We start from the raw sequence: 18146 nt of genomic DNA, 5'->3' as shown, positions 1-18146 counted from the left end.
CACCTCGCTTCTTATTATAAACGAACAGAAGTTCCCTATCAAGCAAGGAATCAAGACAAAGACGCAAAAAGGACCAATTTTCATTGGCCCTTCCCTATACGTTCGCTACTTTTGCTGCACGGTTCATGACCCAAGAAGTTCTGCTATAAGGCAGCTTCTCCTCGTTCATTGGTGCGAATCCGAATCGCTTCTTCCAAAGGGTAGACGAATATTTTGCCATCACCGACTTCATCTGTCCGACAGATCGATACAATCAGCTCAATCACGGCATCGACTTTTTCATCTGCCAAAACAAAGCGGACATTTACTTTCGGTAAAAGAGTCGTGATCACTTCTTGGCCACGAATAAACTCTTTTAACCCTTTTTGATTGCCACACCCGAGAACTTGACTGACCGTCATCCCACTGATCAGATCCGATTGATCCAAAGCGGCTTTTAGCTCCTCTAATTTTTCTTGGCGAATAATCGCTTCAACTTTTTTCATGACTGCTCCTCCACTCTTAAGAATCTAACCCCATAAAGGTAGGATAGGCCGTTTCATCATGTTCGATCCGATCCATCCCCACCGCTTCTTCTTGCTGAGATACGCGAATCGGCATCACCCATTTGATCAAGGTAATTATGACAAAGGATAGGATACCAGCGAACAAAATCGTAAATACGATACTTTCGGCTTGTGCGATAAAAAGATCAACACCGCCATAAAGCAATCCTGAATGTCCGCCAACAGCGGGATCGGCAAAGATCCCGGTCATCAAACCACCGAAGATTCCGCCTACCCCGTGACAACCAAAGGCATCCAATGCATCATCTAACCCTAATCGATGTTTGATGACGGAAATAAAGAAGTAACAAAACGGACTGACTAAAGCGCCAATGATAAAGGAAGACCAAAGGGAGACAAACCCCGCCCCTGGTGTGATGGCAACTAAGCCCACCACTGCACCTGTACAAGCACCGACGATTGTCGGTTTTCCCACGACGATTTTTTCGATCAGCATCCAAGAAAGCATCGCACTGGCTGCTGCTGTATTCGTGGTCATTAGGGCGTGGATCGCTAGACCATCAGCTGCTAACGCAGAGCCAGCATTAAAGCCAAACCAGCCAAACCATAAAAGACCGGCACCTAGTACAACAAAGGGAATATTATGAGGACGATATTCGGTTTGATGAAATTCTCGTCGCTTACCGACAACGATCGCTAAGACTAGCCCACTGATTCCCGAACTGATGTGAACGACATTGCCTCCTGCAAAATCGATCGAGCCGATCGCATCTAAGAAGCCACCGCCCCACACCATATGCGCCATTGGAAAATACACGAAAACCAGCCAGAAGCCAATAAATAGAAAAATAGCAGAGAACCGCATTCTTCCAACGACTGATCCAGTGATAATCGCCGTTGTGATCAAAGCAAACATCATTTGAAAGGCAGCAAACAACCCTTCTGGAATTCCCTCTCCTTCTGACATCGAAACATGATTGAAAAAGACTTTGTCTAAATTGCCAATAAATGATCCTGTCCCGCTAAAGGATAATGTATACCCTAGAGCGACCCAGAGGACGGACGCCAAGCCCATCGTACAAATCACCATCATCATGGTATTGAGGATGTTTTTGCGTCGTTCCAATCCTCCATAAAAAAATGCCAATGCTGGAGTCATTAGAAAAACCATACCGCTACAAATTAAAATAAATGCAATATTCCCTGTATCCATTTTACACGCCTCCCTTTCTATATGTTAGCTATCCTAACACCATATTTTCGAATAATCTAGATTTTTCTGAGAAAAACATGAATTTTCTGAAAATAGCTGACTTTATATGTTAGGTAATATCACATAAGTAAGCGTGTGATACAAAAAAATACCGAGAGAAGTCTCGGTATGATTACTCTTCTATTTGGTGATACGCTTGATAGACAAGCTGTTTCTTTACTTGATTACGTTTAGCCACTTCTTTGATTGCTTCTTTTGAGGACATTTCGGCCTCTTCCATCAAGGCAGCTACTTGTTCTGCGTAAGTTCCTTCATAAACAATTTCATGTATTTCAGAAGAGCCTTCCACCAACAGACAGCATTCTCCTTTGATTGGCTGCTGCTCTAAATAGTCGATCAATTCAGAAAAGGTCCCTCGCAAGTATTCTTCATGGATTTTTGTCAATTCTCGGCAAATGACTGCCTGACGTTCACCAAATACCTCTAGCATTGTTTCAATCGTCGCTGCGATTCGATAGGGTGACTCATAAAAAATCATCGTTGCTTTCTGGGTCGCTAATTCACTCAAGGCTTGTTTTTGTTCTTTTTTCTTACGAGGTAAAAAGCCATAAAAAAGATTTGGTTGCGGCGATAAGCCTGAAGCAATCAACGCTGTCAAACCTGCCGTAGGTCCCGGAAGCGCAATCACCGCGATTCCTTCAGCTAGACAGGCCTTGACTAATTCATGCCCCGGATCACTGATGGAGGGCATACCAGCATCGCTGCATTGGGCAATGGTCTTGCCCATCTGCAGCTGTTCTACCAAATGCGGAACTCGCTCTTTATAATTGTGTTCATGTAAGCTTTTTTGCGGTGTCGAGATCTCAAAATGATTCAACAATTTCTGGGTATTGCGAGTATCTTCACTTGCGATCAGGTCCGCTTCTTTTAAAATTTTGACACAGCGGACCGTCATATCTTCCAAGTTCCCGATCGGTGTCGGAACAAGATACAGTTTTCCAGTGTCTTGTTTATAACTTTGTTGCTTTTGCATGTACTGCTCCTTTCGAAAAAAAGACCAGTGGAAACTGATCTTTTTTCTAACGAACCTATTAGACTGTCAGTCAGTTATTTGCCGCTTTCACGATAGATCACTTCTAGACAAAATGCACAAGGTTCATCATGTTCTCTGCGAGAACCGTATAAGTCATAACAAACATGAAATCCTTCTTCGTAAATCTTTTCTAAATTCATTCGTGATTTAGAAAGTTCTTGTTTGACCGATTCAGCGGGTGCATCTGCCACTTGGTTCAACTCACGAATGTGTTCACGTAAGCGTTGATTTTCCAATTCTAATGTCGTATTTTTTTCGACGATTTCTTGCAAAGACTGCTTCATTTCCGCTAGATTATTTAAGGAATTTTGCAACTCCGATTCTAACTGATTCAATCCGTCATATATTGATCGTTTGTCCATGCTCATTATGGTCACCTACTTATTTTGTCACTAGTTCTTCATAATCATATTCGATTGGTGTTTGCCGATCATGCAAACGGACTTTGATCACTCGGCTCAACAGATCCAGCCCAACCACACGTCCTTTGCCATCTGGCGTTTCAACTTCCTTGCCGCGATCCGGCAATTCTTTTTTCGCCCGCTCATATTCTTCACTTTCATACTTAAGACAGCACATCAAACGACCGCATAATCCTGAGATTTTCGCAGGATTCAAGGAAAGTCCTTGATCTTTAGCCATCTTGATGGATACAGGGATAAAATCCCCTAAAAACGTCGCACAGCATAGTTTGCGACCACAGGGCCCAACTCCGCCTAGTGCCTTCGCTTCATCCCTGACACCGATTTGGCGCAGTTCAATCCGGGTATGAAATTCACTTGCCAAGTCTTTGACTAATTCGCGAAAGTCAACACGGCTTTCTGCAGTAAACGAAAAAATCAGTTTTGTCCGCTCAAAGGTATAGGCTACTCGAATCAGTTTCATTGGCAACTGATGTGCGCGGATTTTTTCTTTTCCAATTTTTAACGCTTCATCTGCCGCCTTTTGATTGGCTGCTGCCTGTTCCAAATCTTTCTTCGTCGCCCGACGTAAGATAGGTTTGACTACCTGTGGCAAATCGCTCTCATTCATTTCTCTGCTTTTGGTGACGACTGTAGCAAGACATTTAGCATCTTGTGATTCCACGATGACTTGGTCATTTATAGTATAGGTCTGTTTTTTCGGTGAGTAAAAATAAATCTGGCCTACGTCATGATAACGCACTCCGACAACTTCGATCATCTCTGGTCTCCTTTTCCGGCTGCTGCGTTTTATCCATAGATGATTTTCACGGAAAATTGTTCTGCCACACCTTGGAAAGACACATTGGCTTGCAACTTTTTTTGTGCTTGCAATGCGGCTTCAATGGCACGATTGATCTCTTTTCCCCATAAACCTTGCCCCAACAATCGATCCCGCTCCTCTTGAAAGTAAAATAACAAGAGCAAAAAGATTTCTGATTGCTGATTTTTTTCTTTTGCTAGACCCAATAATTTTTTCTGAACAAAAATAAATGCTTGCGGGTCTTTCTTCAAAAGGTAATTCACCCAACGCTTAACAGCATCCTTAGTTTCATTAAACCATTCATCTTGCGAGATTTCAACTGCTTTATGATAACTATTGGTCAAGTGGCTTAGAAGTCGGCTTGTCTCTTTAGAAAGTCCCTCTTCTTGTAACTTTTCTTGCAGTTTTTCTTTTGACAAAGGAGAGAAATGAATGATCTGACAGCGAGACTGGATGGTTGGCAAAATACGACCAAGGCTCTCCGTTTCTAAGATCGCCAGAAAGTTTCCCACTGGTTCTTCTAAAAACTTTAGTAAACTGTTGGCAGCGCTGTTGTTCATTTTGTCAGCTTGAGACAAAATAAAGATTTTCAAACGGCTTTCAAAGCCGCTTTTTGAGAACTCCTCTTGCAGCTGTCGAATCTGGTCGACTTTGATCATCTGACCATCAGGTTCAATTTGGATAACGTCAGGATGCTCTCCTTGGGCGATCCGTAGACAATTGCTGCATGCACCACATGGCGCTTCTTCTTGTACATTGGCACAAAAAAGGCGTTTTGCGAGCCATAGACTTAGTTCATGCTTGCCAGTCCCCTTGTCCCCTTCAAAAAGATAAGCATGAGCAATGCGCCCATGCTTGATACTTTTTTTTAGTTGGGCAAAAACAAGAGGCTGGTATTCTTGTAGAAATAACTCCTCCATGAAATGCTCCTTTTTTAATATTGGTGGAATCCGTCAACTGGCAGCACGAATACGGTGGCGCCACCGACTTCGACTTCGACTGGATAAGGAACTTGACCATCTAAGGATATATCTAGTGACATCGGTGTCGAGACATATTGCTTTCTTGATTGACAGGTTTTTTTTATCAATTCTAACGCATCTTGCACACGGTCATCTTCAATACCAATGATAAACGTACTATTACCAGCCTTTAAAAAACCACCCGTTGATGACAATTTTGTAGCACGGATATTGGCATCAATAAACTCATTTGCCAAACGATTACTGTCTTTGTCTTGTACGATTGCCATAATTAATTTCATGGGACCATCTCCTTTGTGTTATCCAACCTACCCTAGATTGATTTGAAGTAAGCAGGATACGATTCAACGATTGCTGAATAGCTGGATTCAACAACTTCTTGTAACCCCATTCTAGCATCAATCTTATGAATGCGTACAGGATTTTCTTCCGCTAGCTTTAGATACGCATGACGAACCCGTTGATGAAACTCCAATCCTTCCGAATCTAGTCGGTCATATTGATGTGCACGATTTTCTTGGATGCGACGCAAGCCAGTATCAGAGTCAACATCTAGATACAAGGTAAAATCAGGGGTCGTTCCTTCCGTCGCAAACTCGTTGATCCGTGCGATCTCAGGAATCCCGATGCGACGTCCAGCTCCTTGATAGGCAAGCGAACTGTCAACAAAGCGGTCACAGATCACGATGTGTCCGGCGTTCAATGCCGGCAGGACAACCTCAATCAAGTGTTGGCGGCGTGCCGCTGCATAAAGTAAGGCTTCGGTCCGCTCATCCATTTCTTCATTTCGCGGATCTAAAATAATTTTACGAATTTTTTCAGCGATTTTAACTCCGCCAGGTTCTCTTGTTTTAACGATTTTTCTTGTTGCTTCAAGCTGTAACCGAGGATACAATTCTTCGATCACACTGGTTTTTCCAGCACCATCCGGTCCTTCGATGGTTATAAACAATCCATTCACCCTAATTGCCTCCAATATCTTTATAATTCTCGGCGACCTTCTACTGCTTTTAGCAAGGTCACTTCATCCGCGTATTCAATATCGCTGCCCACAGATAAGCCATGAGCCAAACGCGTGACTTTAATACCGGCAGGCTTGATCAAACGCGACATATACATCGCCGTCGCTTCGCCTTCCGTGGTCGCATTGGTCGCAATGATCACTTCTTTGACCTGATCATCATGCAGCCGCTGTATCAGGGATGCAATGTTGATATCTTCTGGACCTGTCCCTTCCATCGGGGATAACACACCATGCAGCACATGATAAAGTCCATGATACTCGCGGACTTTTTCTAATGCCATGACATCTTTAGGCTCTTCAACTACTAAAATCGTTTCTTTGTCTCTTGTGGGATCACTGCAGATTTCACAAGGATCTTCTTCCGTTATATTTCCGCAAATACTGCAAAAGTGCAAATCTCGTTTAACACTAAGCAACGATTTAGCAAACTCATTGACGACTTCTTCTTTCATATCAATCGTATAAAATGCCAAACGTGTTGCGGTTTTTTGTCCAATTCCCGGCAGTTTCATGTAACTGTCGATCAATCGGGCGATCGGTTCAGGATATTGCACCGTCATTTCTCCTTTTATAGACCCGGAATGTTTCTTGTATATTTGCCCATTGTTTGTTCCGATTCTTTTTCAATTTTCTTTAATCCGTCATTAATAGCTAAAGTGATCATATCTTGCAGCATTTCCACATCGTCAGCATCAACGATTGCTTCATTGATAGCAATGTCTTGTAACGTCTTATCGCCAGTAAAGGTCGCTTTGACATAGCCATTTGTCGATTCGCCGATAAATTCTTTGCTGTTTAGTGCTTCTTGTTCTTTCATCATTTCTTTTTGCATTTTTTGCATTTGTTTCATCATGCCTTGCATATTTCCCATGCCTCGCATCATTATTCATCACTCCATATTCATTAATTTTCTTCAATGCTGGTTAATTCACCAAATAACTCTTGCGCTTTTGTTACTAAGTCGTCATTTTCTGGTTCGACAGGAGCGGCTTCGGTCTCTTCTTGCTCTACTTCAATTTCTGACTCTTCCGTTGCTTGACCGCCAGCCAAAAACTCTTGTCGTAGCGTCGGCCAACTTTCTTTTGTAATAAAGACAGCCTGTGGGGCGTAGTCTTTGATCATACGGGACAATTGATTATGGATCATCAATTGAAACTCTTGGTCGTTACTTGCTCGCTGACATAAGATCTCATAGTCAAAAGCGATCACGACGCCCGATTCGCTGGCAGCTTTTGCTTCACTGGAGTGCAGCATAGCTCTTTGCGTCACGGAAAGAGACATCAAAAGATCGTCCCAAACATTACGAACATTTGCCAAGTCTTTCTTCGTTGCACTTTTCAGCACTTGGAACACGCGTTCCTTTGGTAAACGGAACGTAGTGGTCGCCTTGGTTTTCTTCACTGGCGCGGTGGTTTCAGCAACGGCACCTGTCGGTCGATTCTCTTGCAGTCGTTGCACCTCTGCCTGAAGTTTTTGCAGTGCTTGACGTAACTGCGCCACTTCTTGACTATTGTCAGCTGAATTGCTGGCAACAGCAGCACTTTCTGGATCATTGGCTAATTTGACCACAGCCACTTCCAAATAGATCGTAGGATTGTTCGTAAATCGTACTTCATTTTGCGTATCGTTTAAGACCGTGATCCAGTGATAGATTTTTGCTGGCGGGGTAATTTTTGCCAGTGTTTGAAACGCTTCAGTCAACTGCAGAGACTTTTCAGATAGCAGCTGCGGCGCTTGTTGATACATCAGCAAGTCTCGACAATAAACCAACAAGTTTTCCAATAAACGGCGGGCTTCTTTACCAGAGGCTAATAACTCCCGCAAGGTCGCTAACGCATCGGCAACTTCTTTTTCCCAACAAGCCTGCATCAGACGGTCCATCATTTCATAGGACAAGCTGCCCGTCACTTCTAAAGCATCTTGGGTCGTTACGGTTCCATCACTAAAAGCGATCGCCTGGTCGGTGATACTCAAGGCATCCCGCATACCGCCTTCTGCGGCTCGCGCAATGATCTGTAAAGCTTCTGCTTCGTAATTGATCTCGCTAGTAGTAAGGACCGTTTCCAAATGACCCACGATGTCTTGCGTATTGATCCGTTTGAAATCAAATCGTTGGGTTCGGGAAATAATCGTTGCTGGAATCTTATGGGGCTCTGTTGTTGCCAAAATAAAGACAACATTTTTCCGTGGTTCTTCCAATGTTTTTAGTAATGCATTAAATGCGCCTGTTGACAGCATGTGCACTTCATCAATGATATAAACTTTGTATTCTGCTTGGGTCGGTGCATAGTTCGCACGATCACGAATAAAGCGAATTTCTTCTACACCGTTGTTACTTGCCGCATCGATTTCGATCACGTCTTCTTGCGTTCCTGCTGTGATTGAGCGACACATGTCACACTCATTGCAAGGCTCGCCATTGACTTGGTTCGGACAATTGATGGCTTTGGCAAAAATTTTCGCTGCACTTGTTTTCCCGGTTCCTCGAGGGCCCGTAAACAAGTAAGCATGCGAGATTTGATTTTGATCGATTGCATTTTTTAAGGTTTGGGTAATTGCTTTTTGTCCGACAACATCATCAAAACGCTGAGAACGCCAAACACGATATAATGCTTGATAGGCCATAGTTTTCCACACTCATTTCAAAATTCGCTACCTTCTATTATACGTAATATCAGCTAAAAAAACCACCGTTTGCGTGGTGGAATCTCAAAAGAAATGGAAATTTAATTCGAAGAGCCATTCCGCGCGCTTTCACTCACTATATCCTTTTATTCCTCCCTATTTTCAAGAAAAAAGACCATTCCTCTTCTCCAACTTTAGACTGATAACGTAAATCTCACCTCCTATGGTATAATGAATCTACGTTCATCTATTGTGATGAAAACAATTTAAAGGAGGACTGAAAATGGGTATTATCAAAGCGGCAACAAGCGCAATTGGCGGCGGATTAGCAGATCAATGGCTAGAGGTGATCGAGCCTGACAATATGAGCGATTCGACAGTAATGACAAAAGGTGTCAAAGTGCGGCGTAATGACAAACGCGGTTCTAACAGAAAAGGCACGGAAGATGTCATCACTGATGGGTCAGTGATCCATGTCTATCCGAATATGATGATGTTATTAGTTGATGGCGGGCGAATCATCGATTATACCGCTGAAGAAGGCTACTATACCGTCAAAAATGAATTAGCGCCTTCGATGTTGAACGGTTCACTGAAAGATGCGATTTCTGAAACCTTCGACCGCTTTAAGTTTGGCGGCGTTACACCACAAAAACAACAAGTTTTTTATATCAATCTTCAAGAAATCAAAGGAATTCGCTTCGGTACTTCATCGCCTTTGAACTATTTTGACAACTTTTATAACGCAGAACTATTCTTACGGGCGCACGGAAACTATTCCTTACGAATTACCGATCCAATTTTGTTCTATACGAATGCGATCCCAAAAAACAAAAGTCAAGTCGATATCAACGACATCAATGAGCAGTACTTAGCTGAATTTTTGACCGCCCTACAAACAGCGATCAACAAAATGTCCGCTGATGGCGAACGAATTTCTTACGTTCCATCTAAGAGCATGGAATTAAGCAAATATATGGGAACGGTTCTTGATGACAGCTGGCGAGAACTCCGCGGCATGGAAATCGTTTCTGTTGCCGTCGCAAGCATCTCTTATACGGATGATTCCGTAAAACTGATCAACATGCGGAACCAAGGGGCAATGTTAGGCGACCCTTCGATTCGTGAAGGCTATGTTCAAGGTTCGGTTGCTCGTGGTATGGAATCTGCCGGTAGCAATGCCGCTGGGGCTACGACTGGGTTTGTTGGCATGGGCATGGGGATGAACGCTGGTGGCGGTTATTTGAACCAAGCGTCACAAAACAACCAACAGCAAATGCAGCAACAGGCTTCTGCACAAAACAACGCAGATCATTGGGACTGTCCACAATGCGGCACCTCTAATACTGGTAAATTCTGCAGCAATTGCGGGACGCCAAAACCAACGAGCGATGGACCAAGCCTGAAAATGAAATGCAGCGATTGTGGTGAAGTGATCGATTTAGCCAACGGCATTCCAAAATTCTGTCCGAATTGCGGCAAACCTTTCAAAGGTGTCCCAGTAGACTAATTGAGGAGGATTGCTGATGGATGTTATCACACATAAGTGCCCCAATTGTGGGGGCGCTTTAACCTTTGAACCTGGTGATCAAAAATTTCATTGTCCATTTTGTCTGAGTATTTTTACTGAAGACGAAGTCACTGCCTTCGAAGAAAAGCAAAAAGAAGCGCAGATGGCCGATACTCCTGTCTCAGATCCTTCTGCAGCGACCGAGACTGAACCGTCCCTTCAAGAAGAAGTTAGAGAGCAAGCCGATGCACAAGCGGGGCAGATGGACCTTTTCACCTGCCCCAGCTGCGGTGCTGAAATCGTGACGGATGCGACTACAGCCGCAACCTATTGCTACTTTTGCCATAACCCGGTCGTTTTGTCGGGACGGCTTTCAGGAGAATTTTTACCTAACAAAGTCCTCCCTTTTGCCATCGAAAAGGAAGAAGCAACTGCGAAATTCTTAGAATGGGCGCAAAAGAAAAAATTTGTGCCACGGGATTTCTTCAATCAAGCACAAGTAGAGAAATTGACTGGTGTGTACTTCCCTTATTGGGTCGTCGATGCTGAGATGAATGGCTCGCTTTCAGGTATGGGTACCTCTTTGCGTATTTGGCGCGTTGGTGATATTGAATATACTGAGCACAAACAATACGATGTCTTGCGACGAGGAAAAATCAAGGTGAATGAATTGCTCAAGCATGCGCTGTCAAAAAACGTTCAGCAAAAAATGGTGACTGGCGTTCAGCCGTTTCCCCTTGAAAAAGCTGTTAATTTTCGCAGTCAATATTTAGCCGGCTTCCAAGCAGAAAAAAGAGACATTGAATACATTGATCTTTCTGACGAAGTCAAAAACGAATTATCGGGTTATGCTGAAAATCTGCTAGCAGGTACCGTCAATGGCTATACTAGTTTTAAACGCAACAATCGTTCCATCAATCTAACAAAAGAAGAAAACAACTACGTTTTGCTTCCTGTATGGCTAGTGACCTATCGAGCCGATGATGAAAACAAGAGTGCCTTTTATTATGCGATGAATGGGCAAACCGGAAAAGTCAGCGGTGTTTTACCGATTAGTTACAAGCGCTTGGGAATCGTCAGTGGCGCAATTTTCGCGGCAACGACCATCCTCGCATTGATTGGAGCGTATTTCTTATGAAAAAACTATCTTATTTGTTGTTACTGCTGGTTGGTTTTTTCTTAACCGCCCTGCCCGCCTTCGCAGCCGAAGAGACAGTCGCAGACCACGCTGGACTCTTTACCGAACAAGAGATCCAGAAGTTGAACGAAGAAGCAGAAGCGCTGAATGCAAAGATCAAAGGCGAAATTTTTATTCAAACAACAAACAGCAATACGGGAGATATCGAGTTGTACACTGATCGATATCTTTCAAGACGGATCGGCAACGACAACAACGGTTCGGCATTGGTGATCGATATGGCGCAACGGAAATTTCACGTTTCGACTTCCGGAAATATGATCGATTATCTTACCGATTCACGTCTAGATAAGCTACTTGATGCGGTATTTGACCAGATGGCAGAGGGAAATTATTATCAAGCTGCATTGGTCTATCTGCAAAAAGCAGAGGGTTTTGTGGAAGCAGGTGTTCCTGCCGATCATTATCGTATCGATCGTGATACCGGAAAAATTACTTATTACAAAGTGATAACGCCACTAGAAATTGCTATTTGCTTAGCGATCGCGGCAGTGATCAGTATCGCTTTTTTCATCATTGTTAAATCCCGTTACCAATTAAAAATGGGCGGCTACAAATTTAACTATCTAGAAAAATCAAGTATTGATCTGACCCAAAAAGAAGATCGCTTAGTCAATTCCTTTGTCACAACCAGACGCATCCCCCGTCCTTCGAATAATGGTGGAGGCGGTGGTGGCGGTTTTTCTGGCGGCGGCGGTGGCAGTACGACCCACTCTTCTGGTGGCGGAACATTCGGCGGCGGCGGACGCAGCTTTTGATTTTTCAAGAGTTCCTTTAATCAGGAACTCTTTTTTTGTTGACAATTTTCATAAAAACATCTACCATTTAGGAAAATATAGGAAGTGAGTTGATTTTATGTTTGAAATTATTAGAAACAATAAACTTTTTATCAGTTTGAGTAGTTTGCTAGTTTTTTTGACTGTCCTGACAAACCTCGCTTTCCCTTTACTTCTACAAGAAGATCACGCACTGCGCTTTGATCATCTCGTCGGCTTATTAGCGTTCATATTAAGTATCACTTATTGCGCGCAATTCTTATTGATTGTGATGAAAGAGCGCTATGCAGCTTCGATGAATGTTCGCCATCTCTTAGAATTGTTAAAAAAAATGAAAAGGAAGAGTTATGTAGAACTCTCTGAAAAGGAGCCCACTTATCTATTAAACCGCATCTTTGGCGTTGTTGATTCCTTATACTTGTTTATTTGCGGTAGTTTTAGCGAAGCCATTCGCTGCTTTTTCTTATTGCTGATCCCACTTTTTTTGTGTTTCCAATTGCATTATTTACTGGGTTTCATTTTACTATCGCTATTTCCCATCAATGTTTTTGGGTTTCGATGGATCAATCAACAGTTGAGTATTAAGATGAAAAATATGCAAGAAGCATTTGCTCTTAGCAATAAGGAAATGTTAACAACATTGTCCCATATTGATACAATGAAGCAATGGAGTGACGCTGTTCTTGAGCAGCTGTTTTCCTCTCAATTGACATCGATGTATCAAACATTAGCAAACACCAATACTTTTGCCCAAAAGACTAGTTTAGTCCTTAATGCGATCAATCAGATCGCCCAGATCGGCGTCTATTTGTTTATGATTCAAGGAATATTACAAGATGAACTGCCAACCTCTGCGTTGATTTTGATTGGCGTGCTATTACCCATTTACTTTTCTGCATTAAGTGGTTTAACGAAAATCAATCTTGATACAGCTACTCTGAGGACCAATCAACGTTTTGTTAACGAAGAATTGGCTGCTCCCGATGACCGCTGGAACCAAACGTGTGAAGCTACTCTGAGTCTTACTTTCGACCACCCTGTCGTATCCATTGGCAACCACAGCTTTTCCTTTCCCATTGAAGAAACCTTGAAACCTGGTGAACATATTTACTTGGCTGGCGCTTCAGGAAAAGGAAAATCAACGTTTTTAAAGGCAATTGCTGGCCTTTATCCATCAGAAGGAATTTCGCTTTCAACGAAGAGTAAACGCATCAAGCCAAGAAACCCTGAAACAGATAAAACCCTATACCTTGCTCAAGACCCTACGATTCTCTCTCGGACAATTGAAGAAAATCTTGTATGGGGAAGAAAAATGACGGGAGAAGAAAAAACAATTATCGAAACCTCTGGTATTTTAGCGCCCATTTTTCAACAGCGCTCATGGACTAGCAGGCTTACGGAAAATGGTGCCGACTTGTCTGGAGGAGAAAAGCAAAGAATCGCTCTAGCTCGCATATTATTAAGTGATGCCGAAATCATTCTTTTAGACGAAGCTACCAGCAGCCTTGATGATGAAGCTGCCGAAAAGATTATGAAGTGTTTAAAAAAACATGCAGAAAAACGCATTATCATCTATACTAGTCATAAGAAAGAGGAGCAACGCTTTTGTGATCGTACAATCGCTTTGTAGGAGGAACCGATGAAAGATTATTATACCGTTGAAGAAGTCGCTGAAAAACTGGGCGTAACGACTCGAACCATCCGAAATTATCAAAAGACCAACCAACTTAAAGGGACAAAAATTGGCGGGCAGTGGCGCTTTTCTTACAAAGATGTGGCTTCGTTGATGGGCGAACCATTTGAAGATCCCCTGCTTTCTTTTGCTTCAATACGTTCAGAAAAACAGATACCCGAAAGCTTACTTGCCATTGATTTCTTTATTGAATCAGAGGAATTGCTACAACAGCAAAAAAAAATCGTTATTGATGAGTTCAATGCACTTTACTCAGGGGAAAGTCGGCGTTTTTACTTTGAAAAAATCAACCCAACGATGGCACGATTTACATTGGTCGGACCGTTGAAATATGTAACAACCTTTGGACAGTGGATCGAAACAATACTTTCTCTCCCAAAGTAATCATCTGAGCGCCTGCTTTGAATTTAAAAGAAGAGACCCAATTAGGAGAATGTCTAATCAGGTCTCTTCTTTCTTTTTTGGAAGGCTTGTTGCACTCAGATGATTTCCTTAAACACAGAGAAATCAATATTGCCGCCGGAGACCAATGCCACAGTTTTCTTTCCTCGAAGCAAATGATCGATCTGTCCGCTTAAAATCGCCGCCGTACTTAATGCACCAGCCCCTTCTGCGATGACTTTTTCCTTCAATGCTAAGTAATGGATCGCTTGTTCGATATCGGATTCTTCAACTAAGACCGTTTCATCGATACGGGTCTTTAAAACATCATAGGTCAGTTCCCCTGCCAATGCAACATCACAGCCATCGGCGATCGTTCTACTGCGGCGATTGGCTACTAGCTTTTGCTGCCAAAGTGAGGCGATCATGCCATAAACGCCATAGGATTGAACGCCGATGATTTTGACTTCTGGACGAAGTTCTTTTAAGGCTAAAGCAATCCCAGCAATCAACCCACCACCGCCGATGGGAATAATGACATTATCAACATCTGGAAGATCCTCCAACAGTTCGATCGCAATCGTTCCTTGCCCCTCCATTACTGCACGATCATCAAAGGGGGAGACAAATACTTCGCCACTATCTTTCATGGCGTCTAGTGTCAGTTGTTTGGTTTCATCAAACGTCTCTCCTGCTAAAACGACTTGTGCGCCATAACTTCTTGTCGCCTCTATTTTTGTTTTGGCAGCCGTTAATGGCATAAAGATTCGGACATTGATCCCCAGTAACGATCCGGCGAGAGCAACACCTTGCGCATGATTTCCTGCAGAACAGGCAATGACACCGCGAAGTTTTTCTGCATCAGTCAATGACGCGAGTTTGTTATACGCCCCCCGCGCTTTAAAGGAGCCGGTACGCTGTAGATTTTCTAATTTCAAAAATATCGTGCCCTCTTTTTCTTTGCCTAAAATATTACTTGGTGCAAGTGGTGTATGGATCATGATTGGTTTCAATCGTCGATACGCAGCAGCGATCCCCAGACTGTCCGTCAACACTTCCTCAATCACAAACGTTCCCCCTTTTTTGTTTTTTTATACTCTCATTGAAGCACAGAACTTGTAGAAAAACAATCTGGGGAACTCGTACAAGCAAAGATCGGTTCCCCTTTCTTTACACGTCACTGTCACCAAATATTCTTACAGAAGAATTTTCAGAAAATAATGACATTTCTTTTCTGAAGTGCTATACTTAGAAAAATTAAAAAAGGGTGTGAACGAATGACAATCGATTGGTCAAATTTAGGGTTTTCTTATATCAAAACGCCATGGCGTTTTTTGGCAACATGGAAAGACGGTTCTTGGAATGAAGGCGAACTTACCGAGGATAATTATCTGCATATCCACGAGGGATCAACCGCTCTTCATTATGGACAGCAATGTTTTGAAGGACTAAAAGCCTACCGAAGAAAAGATGGCGGCATCAATTTGTTCCGTCCAGACGAAAATAGCAAACGGATGAACCGCAGTGCCTATCGCCTGCGTATGCCAGAGGTTCCTGAGGCCTTTTTCTTAGATGCGGTAAAACAAGTAGTAAAAGCAAATCAGGAATATGTTCCGCCTTATGGCAGCGGCGCCACCTTGTATATTCGTCCTCTATTGATTGGCGTCGGAGAAAATATCGGTGTCAGCCCAGCACCAGAGTATATTTTTACGGTTTTTTGTATGCCGGTCGGACCTTACTTTAAGGGCGGATTGACACCAACCAATTTCATTGTTTCTGATTATGATCGCGCGGCACCAAATGGTACTGGCGCAGCCAAAGTTGGTGGAAATTATGCGGCGAGTTTGTTACCTGGATACGAAGCCCATCAACGGAAATTTTCCGATTGCATCTACCTTGATCCAGAAACGCATACCAAAATCGAAGAAGTCGGTTCTGCCAACTTTTTCGGGATCACGGCTGCTAATGAATTTGTGACACCAAAATCTCCTTCTATTTTACCAAGTATCACAAAATATTCATTGCTGCATCTAGCGCAACATTCATTAGGATTGACCCCTGTGGAAGGTGATGTTTATCTCAATGAGCTGGATCGTTTTGTCGAAGCGGGTGCCTGCGGAACAGCTGCTGTTATTTCCCCGATCGGCGGGATCCAAAACGGCGAGGATTTCCATGTGTTCTATAGCGAAACGGAAGTTGGTCCACAAACAAAAGCATTGTATCACCAATTGACCGGCATTCAATTCGGCGATATTTCGGCACCAACCGGTTGGATCTTTGATGTTCCATTGGATTAAGCGAACCGGGCTACATCCTCTTCAACCGAACGATCACTACGGACCGTTCGGTTTTTCTCTTTCTATCGATCAATTTATCATCACTGCATCAGAATTGATTGCCACAACTCTTTTGACTTGTTACAATCATAGCAAAGGGAGGCGTAATGATGGGCAAACGATTCGGCTATTCTTTGCTAGCAACAGCCTTGTATTTGGTGGTTTCCAATATTGGTAATCTCGTTTTTGGTATTAACCGCAGCTTTAGTTGGACCACAACGTTGTGGGAAGCATTTTTCTTTTTTATTTTCGTGTTCTTATTCCAACAATTTCGAAAAAAATAAGCAGCGATCCTCGCTCATAAAAAAACGAGGATCGCTGCTTATTACTTTTTAGGAATCTCAGCCTCTAACAAAAAAAGCGCCAAACCCCTTCATACGAAAAGATTTGACACTAAGAAAAATTATTTAACTGTTACTGAAGCGCCAACTTCTTCTAAAGCTGCTTTCAATGCTTCAGCTTCGTCTTTAGAGATGCCTTCTTTAACTGCTGAAGGAGCTCCGTCAACGACTGCTTTCGCTTCTTTCAAGCCTAAGCCAGTTGCTTCACGAACTGCTTTGATAACTTTAACTTTTTGATCGCCAGCTGCAGTCAATTCTACAGTGAATTCAGTTTGTTCTTCAGCAGCACCAGCATCGCCAGCTCCACCAGCTACAGCTACAGGAGCTGCAGCAGATACGCCAAATTCTTCTTCGATAGCTTTAATTAAATCGTTTAATTCTAAGATTGTCGCGCCTTTTAGCTCTTCGACAATGTTTTCAATGTTCAATGCCATTTTGTTTTCCTCCATTTAAGTAAGTAGTTTAGTTTTTAATACTGAAAAATTATGCGGCAATTATGCTGCATCTTCTTCTTTTTCTGCCACTGCTTTGACAGCGTAAGCCACGTTGCGGATAGGTGCTTGTAGCACAGATAGCAACATAGAAAGAAGTCCTTCGCGGTTTGGCAATTTCGCCAATGCAGTAATTTCTTCCAATGAAGAAACTTTGCCTTCGATGATACCGCCTTTGATTTCTAAAGCTTTTGCGTCTTTTGCGAAATCGTTAATGATTTTTGCAGGTGCAACAACGTCTTCGTTACTGAATGCTACGGCAGTAGGGCCAGTGAATACTTCACCTAAACCTTCTAGACCAGCTTTTTCAGCAGCACGAGAAAGAATTGAGTTTTTGATAACTTTCATCTCAACGTTTGCATCACGCAATTGTTTACGTAAGCGAGTTACTTCATCAACAGTTAGTCCACGGTAGTCAACAACGACTACAGATGCGGCTGCAGAGAATTTTGCACTCACTTCATCAACGATCGCGGATTTTTTAGCGATAGCTGCTTCACTCATTTATATTTCACCTCCTGATTTTGATGGAAGAGTTTCTTCGAAACAAACTGTTCCTTTGTCCTATAAAGGACAATAAAAAAACTCTATGCCACCGTAGACATAGAGGGACTATTGAAGATTCTCAATAAACGTCCTCGGTAGGAAATTAAGGCAAATGCCACCTACTGTCTTCGGTACAGTTAAACTTTTAACCTTGACTACCTTACCATAGATAAGGTAGTCAAGTCAATAAAAGTTTTGAATTTTTG

General features: G+C 42.8%; 21 protein-coding genes and 1 other annotated feature. Of the genes, 7 read left to right on the top strand and 14 right to left on the bottom strand.

The window, feature by feature from the left end; all coding sequences use genetic code 11:
* Window positions 1-143: 143 nt before the first annotated feature.
* The 11 genes from IGI92_RS06595 to dnaX all read right to left on the bottom strand — a co-directional run bounded on the left by IGI92_RS06595 (window position 144) and on the right by dnaX (window position 8668).
* A complete protein-coding gene (locus tag IGI92_RS06595; RefSeq protein WP_005229830.1) occupies window positions 144-485 on the bottom strand; it encodes a P-II family nitrogen regulator in 342 nt (113 codons plus the stop codon).
* A 16-nt stretch (window positions 486-501) separates the two neighbouring features.
* Complete coding sequence (locus IGI92_RS06590; RefSeq protein WP_005236611.1) at window positions 502-1719, bottom strand: ammonium transporter; 1218 nt, start codon at window positions 1717-1719, stop codon at window positions 502-504.
* Between the two features lie 172 nt (window positions 1720-1891).
* The gene (gene rsmI / locus IGI92_RS06585) at window positions 1892-2752 is read right to left on the bottom strand and encodes a 16S rRNA (cytidine(1402)-2'-O)-methyltransferase (protein WP_430608329.1); all 861 of its coding nucleotides are present in this window, start codon (window positions 2750-2752) and stop codon (window positions 1892-1894) included.
* Between the two features lie 74 nt (window positions 2753-2826).
* Window positions 2827-3174: a DNA replication initiation control protein YabA gene (locus IGI92_RS06580; protein WP_077452675.1), complete on the bottom strand. Its 348-nt coding sequence runs from the start codon at window positions 3172-3174 to the stop codon at window positions 2827-2829.
* Between the two features lie 19 nt (window positions 3175-3193).
* On the bottom strand, window positions 3194-3994 hold the full coding sequence (locus IGI92_RS06575; RefSeq protein ID WP_430608327.1) for a PSP1 domain-containing protein: 801 nt from the start codon (window positions 3992-3994) through the stop codon (window positions 3194-3196).
* 29 nt (window positions 3995-4023) lie between these two features.
* A complete protein-coding gene (holB, locus tag IGI92_RS06570) occupies window positions 4024-4956 on the bottom strand; it encodes a DNA polymerase III subunit delta' (RefSeq protein WP_005236622.1) in 933 nt (310 codons plus the stop codon).
* Window positions 4957-4970: 14 nt separating this feature from the next.
* The gene (locus IGI92_RS06565) at window positions 4971-5300 is read right to left on the bottom strand and encodes a cyclic-di-AMP receptor (protein WP_005229817.1); all 330 of its coding nucleotides are present in this window, start codon (window positions 5298-5300) and stop codon (window positions 4971-4973) included.
* 32 nt (window positions 5301-5332) lie between these two features.
* A complete protein-coding gene (gene tmk, locus IGI92_RS06560) occupies window positions 5333-5980 on the bottom strand; it encodes a dTMP kinase (RefSeq protein ID WP_005229815.1) in 648 nt (215 codons plus the stop codon).
* A 20-nt stretch (window positions 5981-6000) separates the two neighbouring features.
* Window positions 6001-6597: a recombination mediator RecR gene (recR, locus tag IGI92_RS06555; RefSeq protein WP_005229813.1), complete on the bottom strand. Its 597-nt coding sequence runs from the start codon at window positions 6595-6597 to the stop codon at window positions 6001-6003.
* A gap of 14 nt (window positions 6598-6611) precedes the next feature.
* Entirely contained in the window at window positions 6612-6926 is a 315-nt protein-coding gene (locus tag IGI92_RS06550) for a YbaB/EbfC family nucleoid-associated protein (RefSeq protein WP_430608325.1), read from the bottom strand.
* Window positions 6927-6946: 20 nt separating this feature from the next.
* Window positions 6947-8668 (bottom strand): DNA polymerase III subunit gamma/tau, encoded by a 1722-nt coding sequence (dnaX, locus tag IGI92_RS06545; RefSeq protein WP_430608323.1) that lies wholly within the window; start codon window positions 8666-8668, stop codon window positions 6947-6949.
* Window positions 8669-8951: 283 nt separating this feature from the next.
* Here dnaX and IGI92_RS06540 point away from each other — a divergent pair, with 283 nt between their 5' ends.
* The 5 genes from IGI92_RS06540 to IGI92_RS06520 all read left to right on the top strand — a co-directional run bounded on the left by IGI92_RS06540 (window position 8952) and on the right by IGI92_RS06520 (window position 14229).
* Window positions 8952-10178, top strand: coding sequence for an SPFH domain-containing protein (locus tag IGI92_RS06540; protein ID WP_086299567.1), 1227 nt, complete (start codon window positions 8952-8954; stop codon window positions 10176-10178).
* 16 nt (window positions 10179-10194) lie between these two features.
* Window positions 10195-11316: a TFIIB-type zinc ribbon-containing protein gene (locus tag IGI92_RS06535; RefSeq protein ID WP_430608321.1), complete on the top strand. Its 1122-nt coding sequence runs from the start codon at window positions 10195-10197 to the stop codon at window positions 11314-11316.
* Window positions 11313-12134: a TPM domain-containing protein gene (locus tag IGI92_RS06530; protein WP_430608320.1), complete on the top strand. Its 822-nt coding sequence runs from the start codon at window positions 11313-11315 to the stop codon at window positions 12132-12134. Before IGI92_RS06535 ends, IGI92_RS06530 begins: the two co-directional genes overlap by 4 nt.
* 97 nt (window positions 12135-12231) lie before the next feature.
* Complete coding sequence (locus IGI92_RS06525) at window positions 12232-13782, top strand: ATP-binding cassette domain-containing protein (RefSeq protein WP_430608318.1); 1551 nt, start codon at window positions 12232-12234, stop codon at window positions 13780-13782.
* Between the two features lie 9 nt (window positions 13783-13791).
* The gene (locus tag IGI92_RS06520; RefSeq protein ID WP_008381614.1) at window positions 13792-14229 is read left to right on the top strand and encodes a helix-turn-helix domain-containing protein; all 438 of its coding nucleotides are present in this window, start codon (window positions 13792-13794) and stop codon (window positions 14227-14229) included.
* Between the two features lie 95 nt (window positions 14230-14324).
* On the opposite strand, the gene IGI92_RS06515 is transcribed toward IGI92_RS06520, so the two are convergent.
* Window positions 14325-15293 (bottom strand): pyridoxal-phosphate dependent enzyme, encoded by a 969-nt coding sequence (locus IGI92_RS06515; protein ID WP_086332249.1) that lies wholly within the window; start codon window positions 15291-15293, stop codon window positions 14325-14327.
* 210 nt (window positions 15294-15503) lie between these two features.
* On the opposite strand from IGI92_RS06515, the gene IGI92_RS06510 reads away from it, so the two are divergent.
* Together IGI92_RS06510 and IGI92_RS06505 are read left to right on the top strand one after the other, a co-directional pair.
* Window positions 15504-16523, top strand: coding sequence for a branched-chain amino acid aminotransferase (locus tag IGI92_RS06510; protein ID WP_008381617.1), 1020 nt, complete (start codon window positions 15504-15506; stop codon window positions 16521-16523).
* Window positions 16524-16672: 149 nt separating this feature from the next.
* Entirely contained in the window at window positions 16673-16846 is a 174-nt protein-coding gene (locus IGI92_RS06505; protein WP_005236653.1) for a hypothetical protein, read from the top strand.
* A gap of 119 nt (window positions 16847-16965) precedes the next feature.
* On the opposite strand, the gene rplL is transcribed toward IGI92_RS06505, so the two are convergent.
* Both rplL and rplJ read right to left on the bottom strand, forming a co-directional pair.
* Entirely contained in the window at window positions 16966-17337 is a 372-nt protein-coding gene (gene rplL, locus IGI92_RS06500) for a 50S ribosomal protein L7/L12 (protein ID WP_003127081.1), read from the bottom strand.
* Between the two features lie 60 nt (window positions 17338-17397).
* Window positions 17398-17898 carry a 50S ribosomal protein L10 gene (rplJ, locus tag IGI92_RS06495; protein WP_005236672.1) on the bottom strand — a complete coding sequence of 167 codons (501 nt, stop codon included), beginning with the start codon at window positions 17896-17898 and terminating at the stop codon, window positions 17398-17400.
* A gap of 65 nt (window positions 17899-17963) precedes the next feature.
* Window positions 17964-18090: a sequence feature (ribosomal protein L10 leader region), on the bottom strand.
* Between the last annotated feature and the right edge of the window lie 56 nt (window positions 18091-18146).

The organism is Enterococcus sp. DIV2379 (genome assembly GCF_050542965.1).
GTDB classification, from domain to species: domain Bacteria; phylum Bacillota; class Bacilli; order Lactobacillales; family Enterococcaceae; genus Enterococcus_D; species Enterococcus_D entomosocium.
This window is presented reverse-complemented; position numbering and strand designations above follow the sequence as displayed.

Excerpts from the sequence above, each read along its gene's own strand:
- rplJ (WP_005236672.1), bottom strand. The coding sequence starts at position 17,898 with ATGAGTGAAGCAGCTATCGCTAAAAAATCCGCGATCGTTGATGAAGTG.
- IGI92_RS06550 (WP_430608325.1), bottom strand. The coding sequence starts at position 6,926 with ATGATGCGAGGCATGGGAAATATGCAAGGCATGATGAAACAAATGCAA.
- IGI92_RS06590 (WP_005236611.1), bottom strand. The coding sequence starts at position 1,719 with ATGGATACAGGGAATATTGCATTTATTTTAATTTGTAGCGGTATGGTT.
- IGI92_RS06530 (WP_430608320.1), top strand. The coding sequence starts at position 11,313 with ATGAAAAAACTATCTTATTTGTTGTTACTGCTGGTTGGTTTTTTCTTA.
- IGI92_RS06535 (WP_430608321.1), top strand. The coding sequence starts at position 10,195 with ATGGATGTTATCACACATAAGTGCCCCAATTGTGGGGGCGCTTTAACC.
- IGI92_RS06565 (WP_005229817.1), bottom strand. The coding sequence starts at position 5,300 with ATGAAATTAATTATGGCAATCGTACAAGACAAAGACAGTAATCGTTTG.
- IGI92_RS06505 (WP_005236653.1), top strand. The coding sequence starts at position 16,673 with ATGGGCAAACGATTCGGCTATTCTTTGCTAGCAACAGCCTTGTATTTG.
- IGI92_RS06510 (WP_008381617.1), top strand. The coding sequence starts at position 15,504 with ATGACAATCGATTGGTCAAATTTAGGGTTTTCTTATATCAAAACGCCA.
- rsmI (WP_430608329.1), bottom strand. The coding sequence starts at position 2,752 with ATGCAAAAGCAACAAAGTTATAAACAAGACACTGGAAAACTGTATCTT.
- IGI92_RS06520 (WP_008381614.1), top strand. The coding sequence starts at position 13,792 with ATGAAAGATTATTATACCGTTGAAGAAGTCGCTGAAAAACTGGGCGTA.
- IGI92_RS06540 (WP_086299567.1), top strand. The coding sequence starts at position 8,952 with ATGGGTATTATCAAAGCGGCAACAAGCGCAATTGGCGGCGGATTAGCA.
- IGI92_RS06580 (WP_077452675.1), bottom strand. The coding sequence starts at position 3,174 with ATGGACAAACGATCAATATATGACGGATTGAATCAGTTAGAATCGGAG.
- holB (WP_005236622.1), bottom strand. The coding sequence starts at position 4,956 with ATGGAGGAGTTATTTCTACAAGAATACCAGCCTCTTGTTTTTGCCCAA.
- IGI92_RS06595 (WP_005229830.1), bottom strand. The coding sequence starts at position 485 with ATGAAAAAAGTTGAAGCGATTATTCGCCAAGAAAAATTAGAGGAGCTA.
- rplL (WP_003127081.1), bottom strand. The coding sequence starts at position 17,337 with ATGGCATTGAACATTGAAAACATTGTCGAAGAGCTAAAAGGCGCGACA.
- dnaX (WP_430608323.1), bottom strand. The coding sequence starts at position 8,668 with ATGGCCTATCAAGCATTATATCGTGTTTGGCGTTCTCAGCGTTTTGAT.
- IGI92_RS06525 (WP_430608318.1), top strand. The coding sequence starts at position 12,232 with ATGTTTGAAATTATTAGAAACAATAAACTTTTTATCAGTTTGAGTAGT.
- IGI92_RS06575 (WP_430608327.1), bottom strand. The coding sequence starts at position 3,994 with ATGATCGAAGTTGTCGGAGTGCGTTATCATGACGTAGGCCAGATTTAT.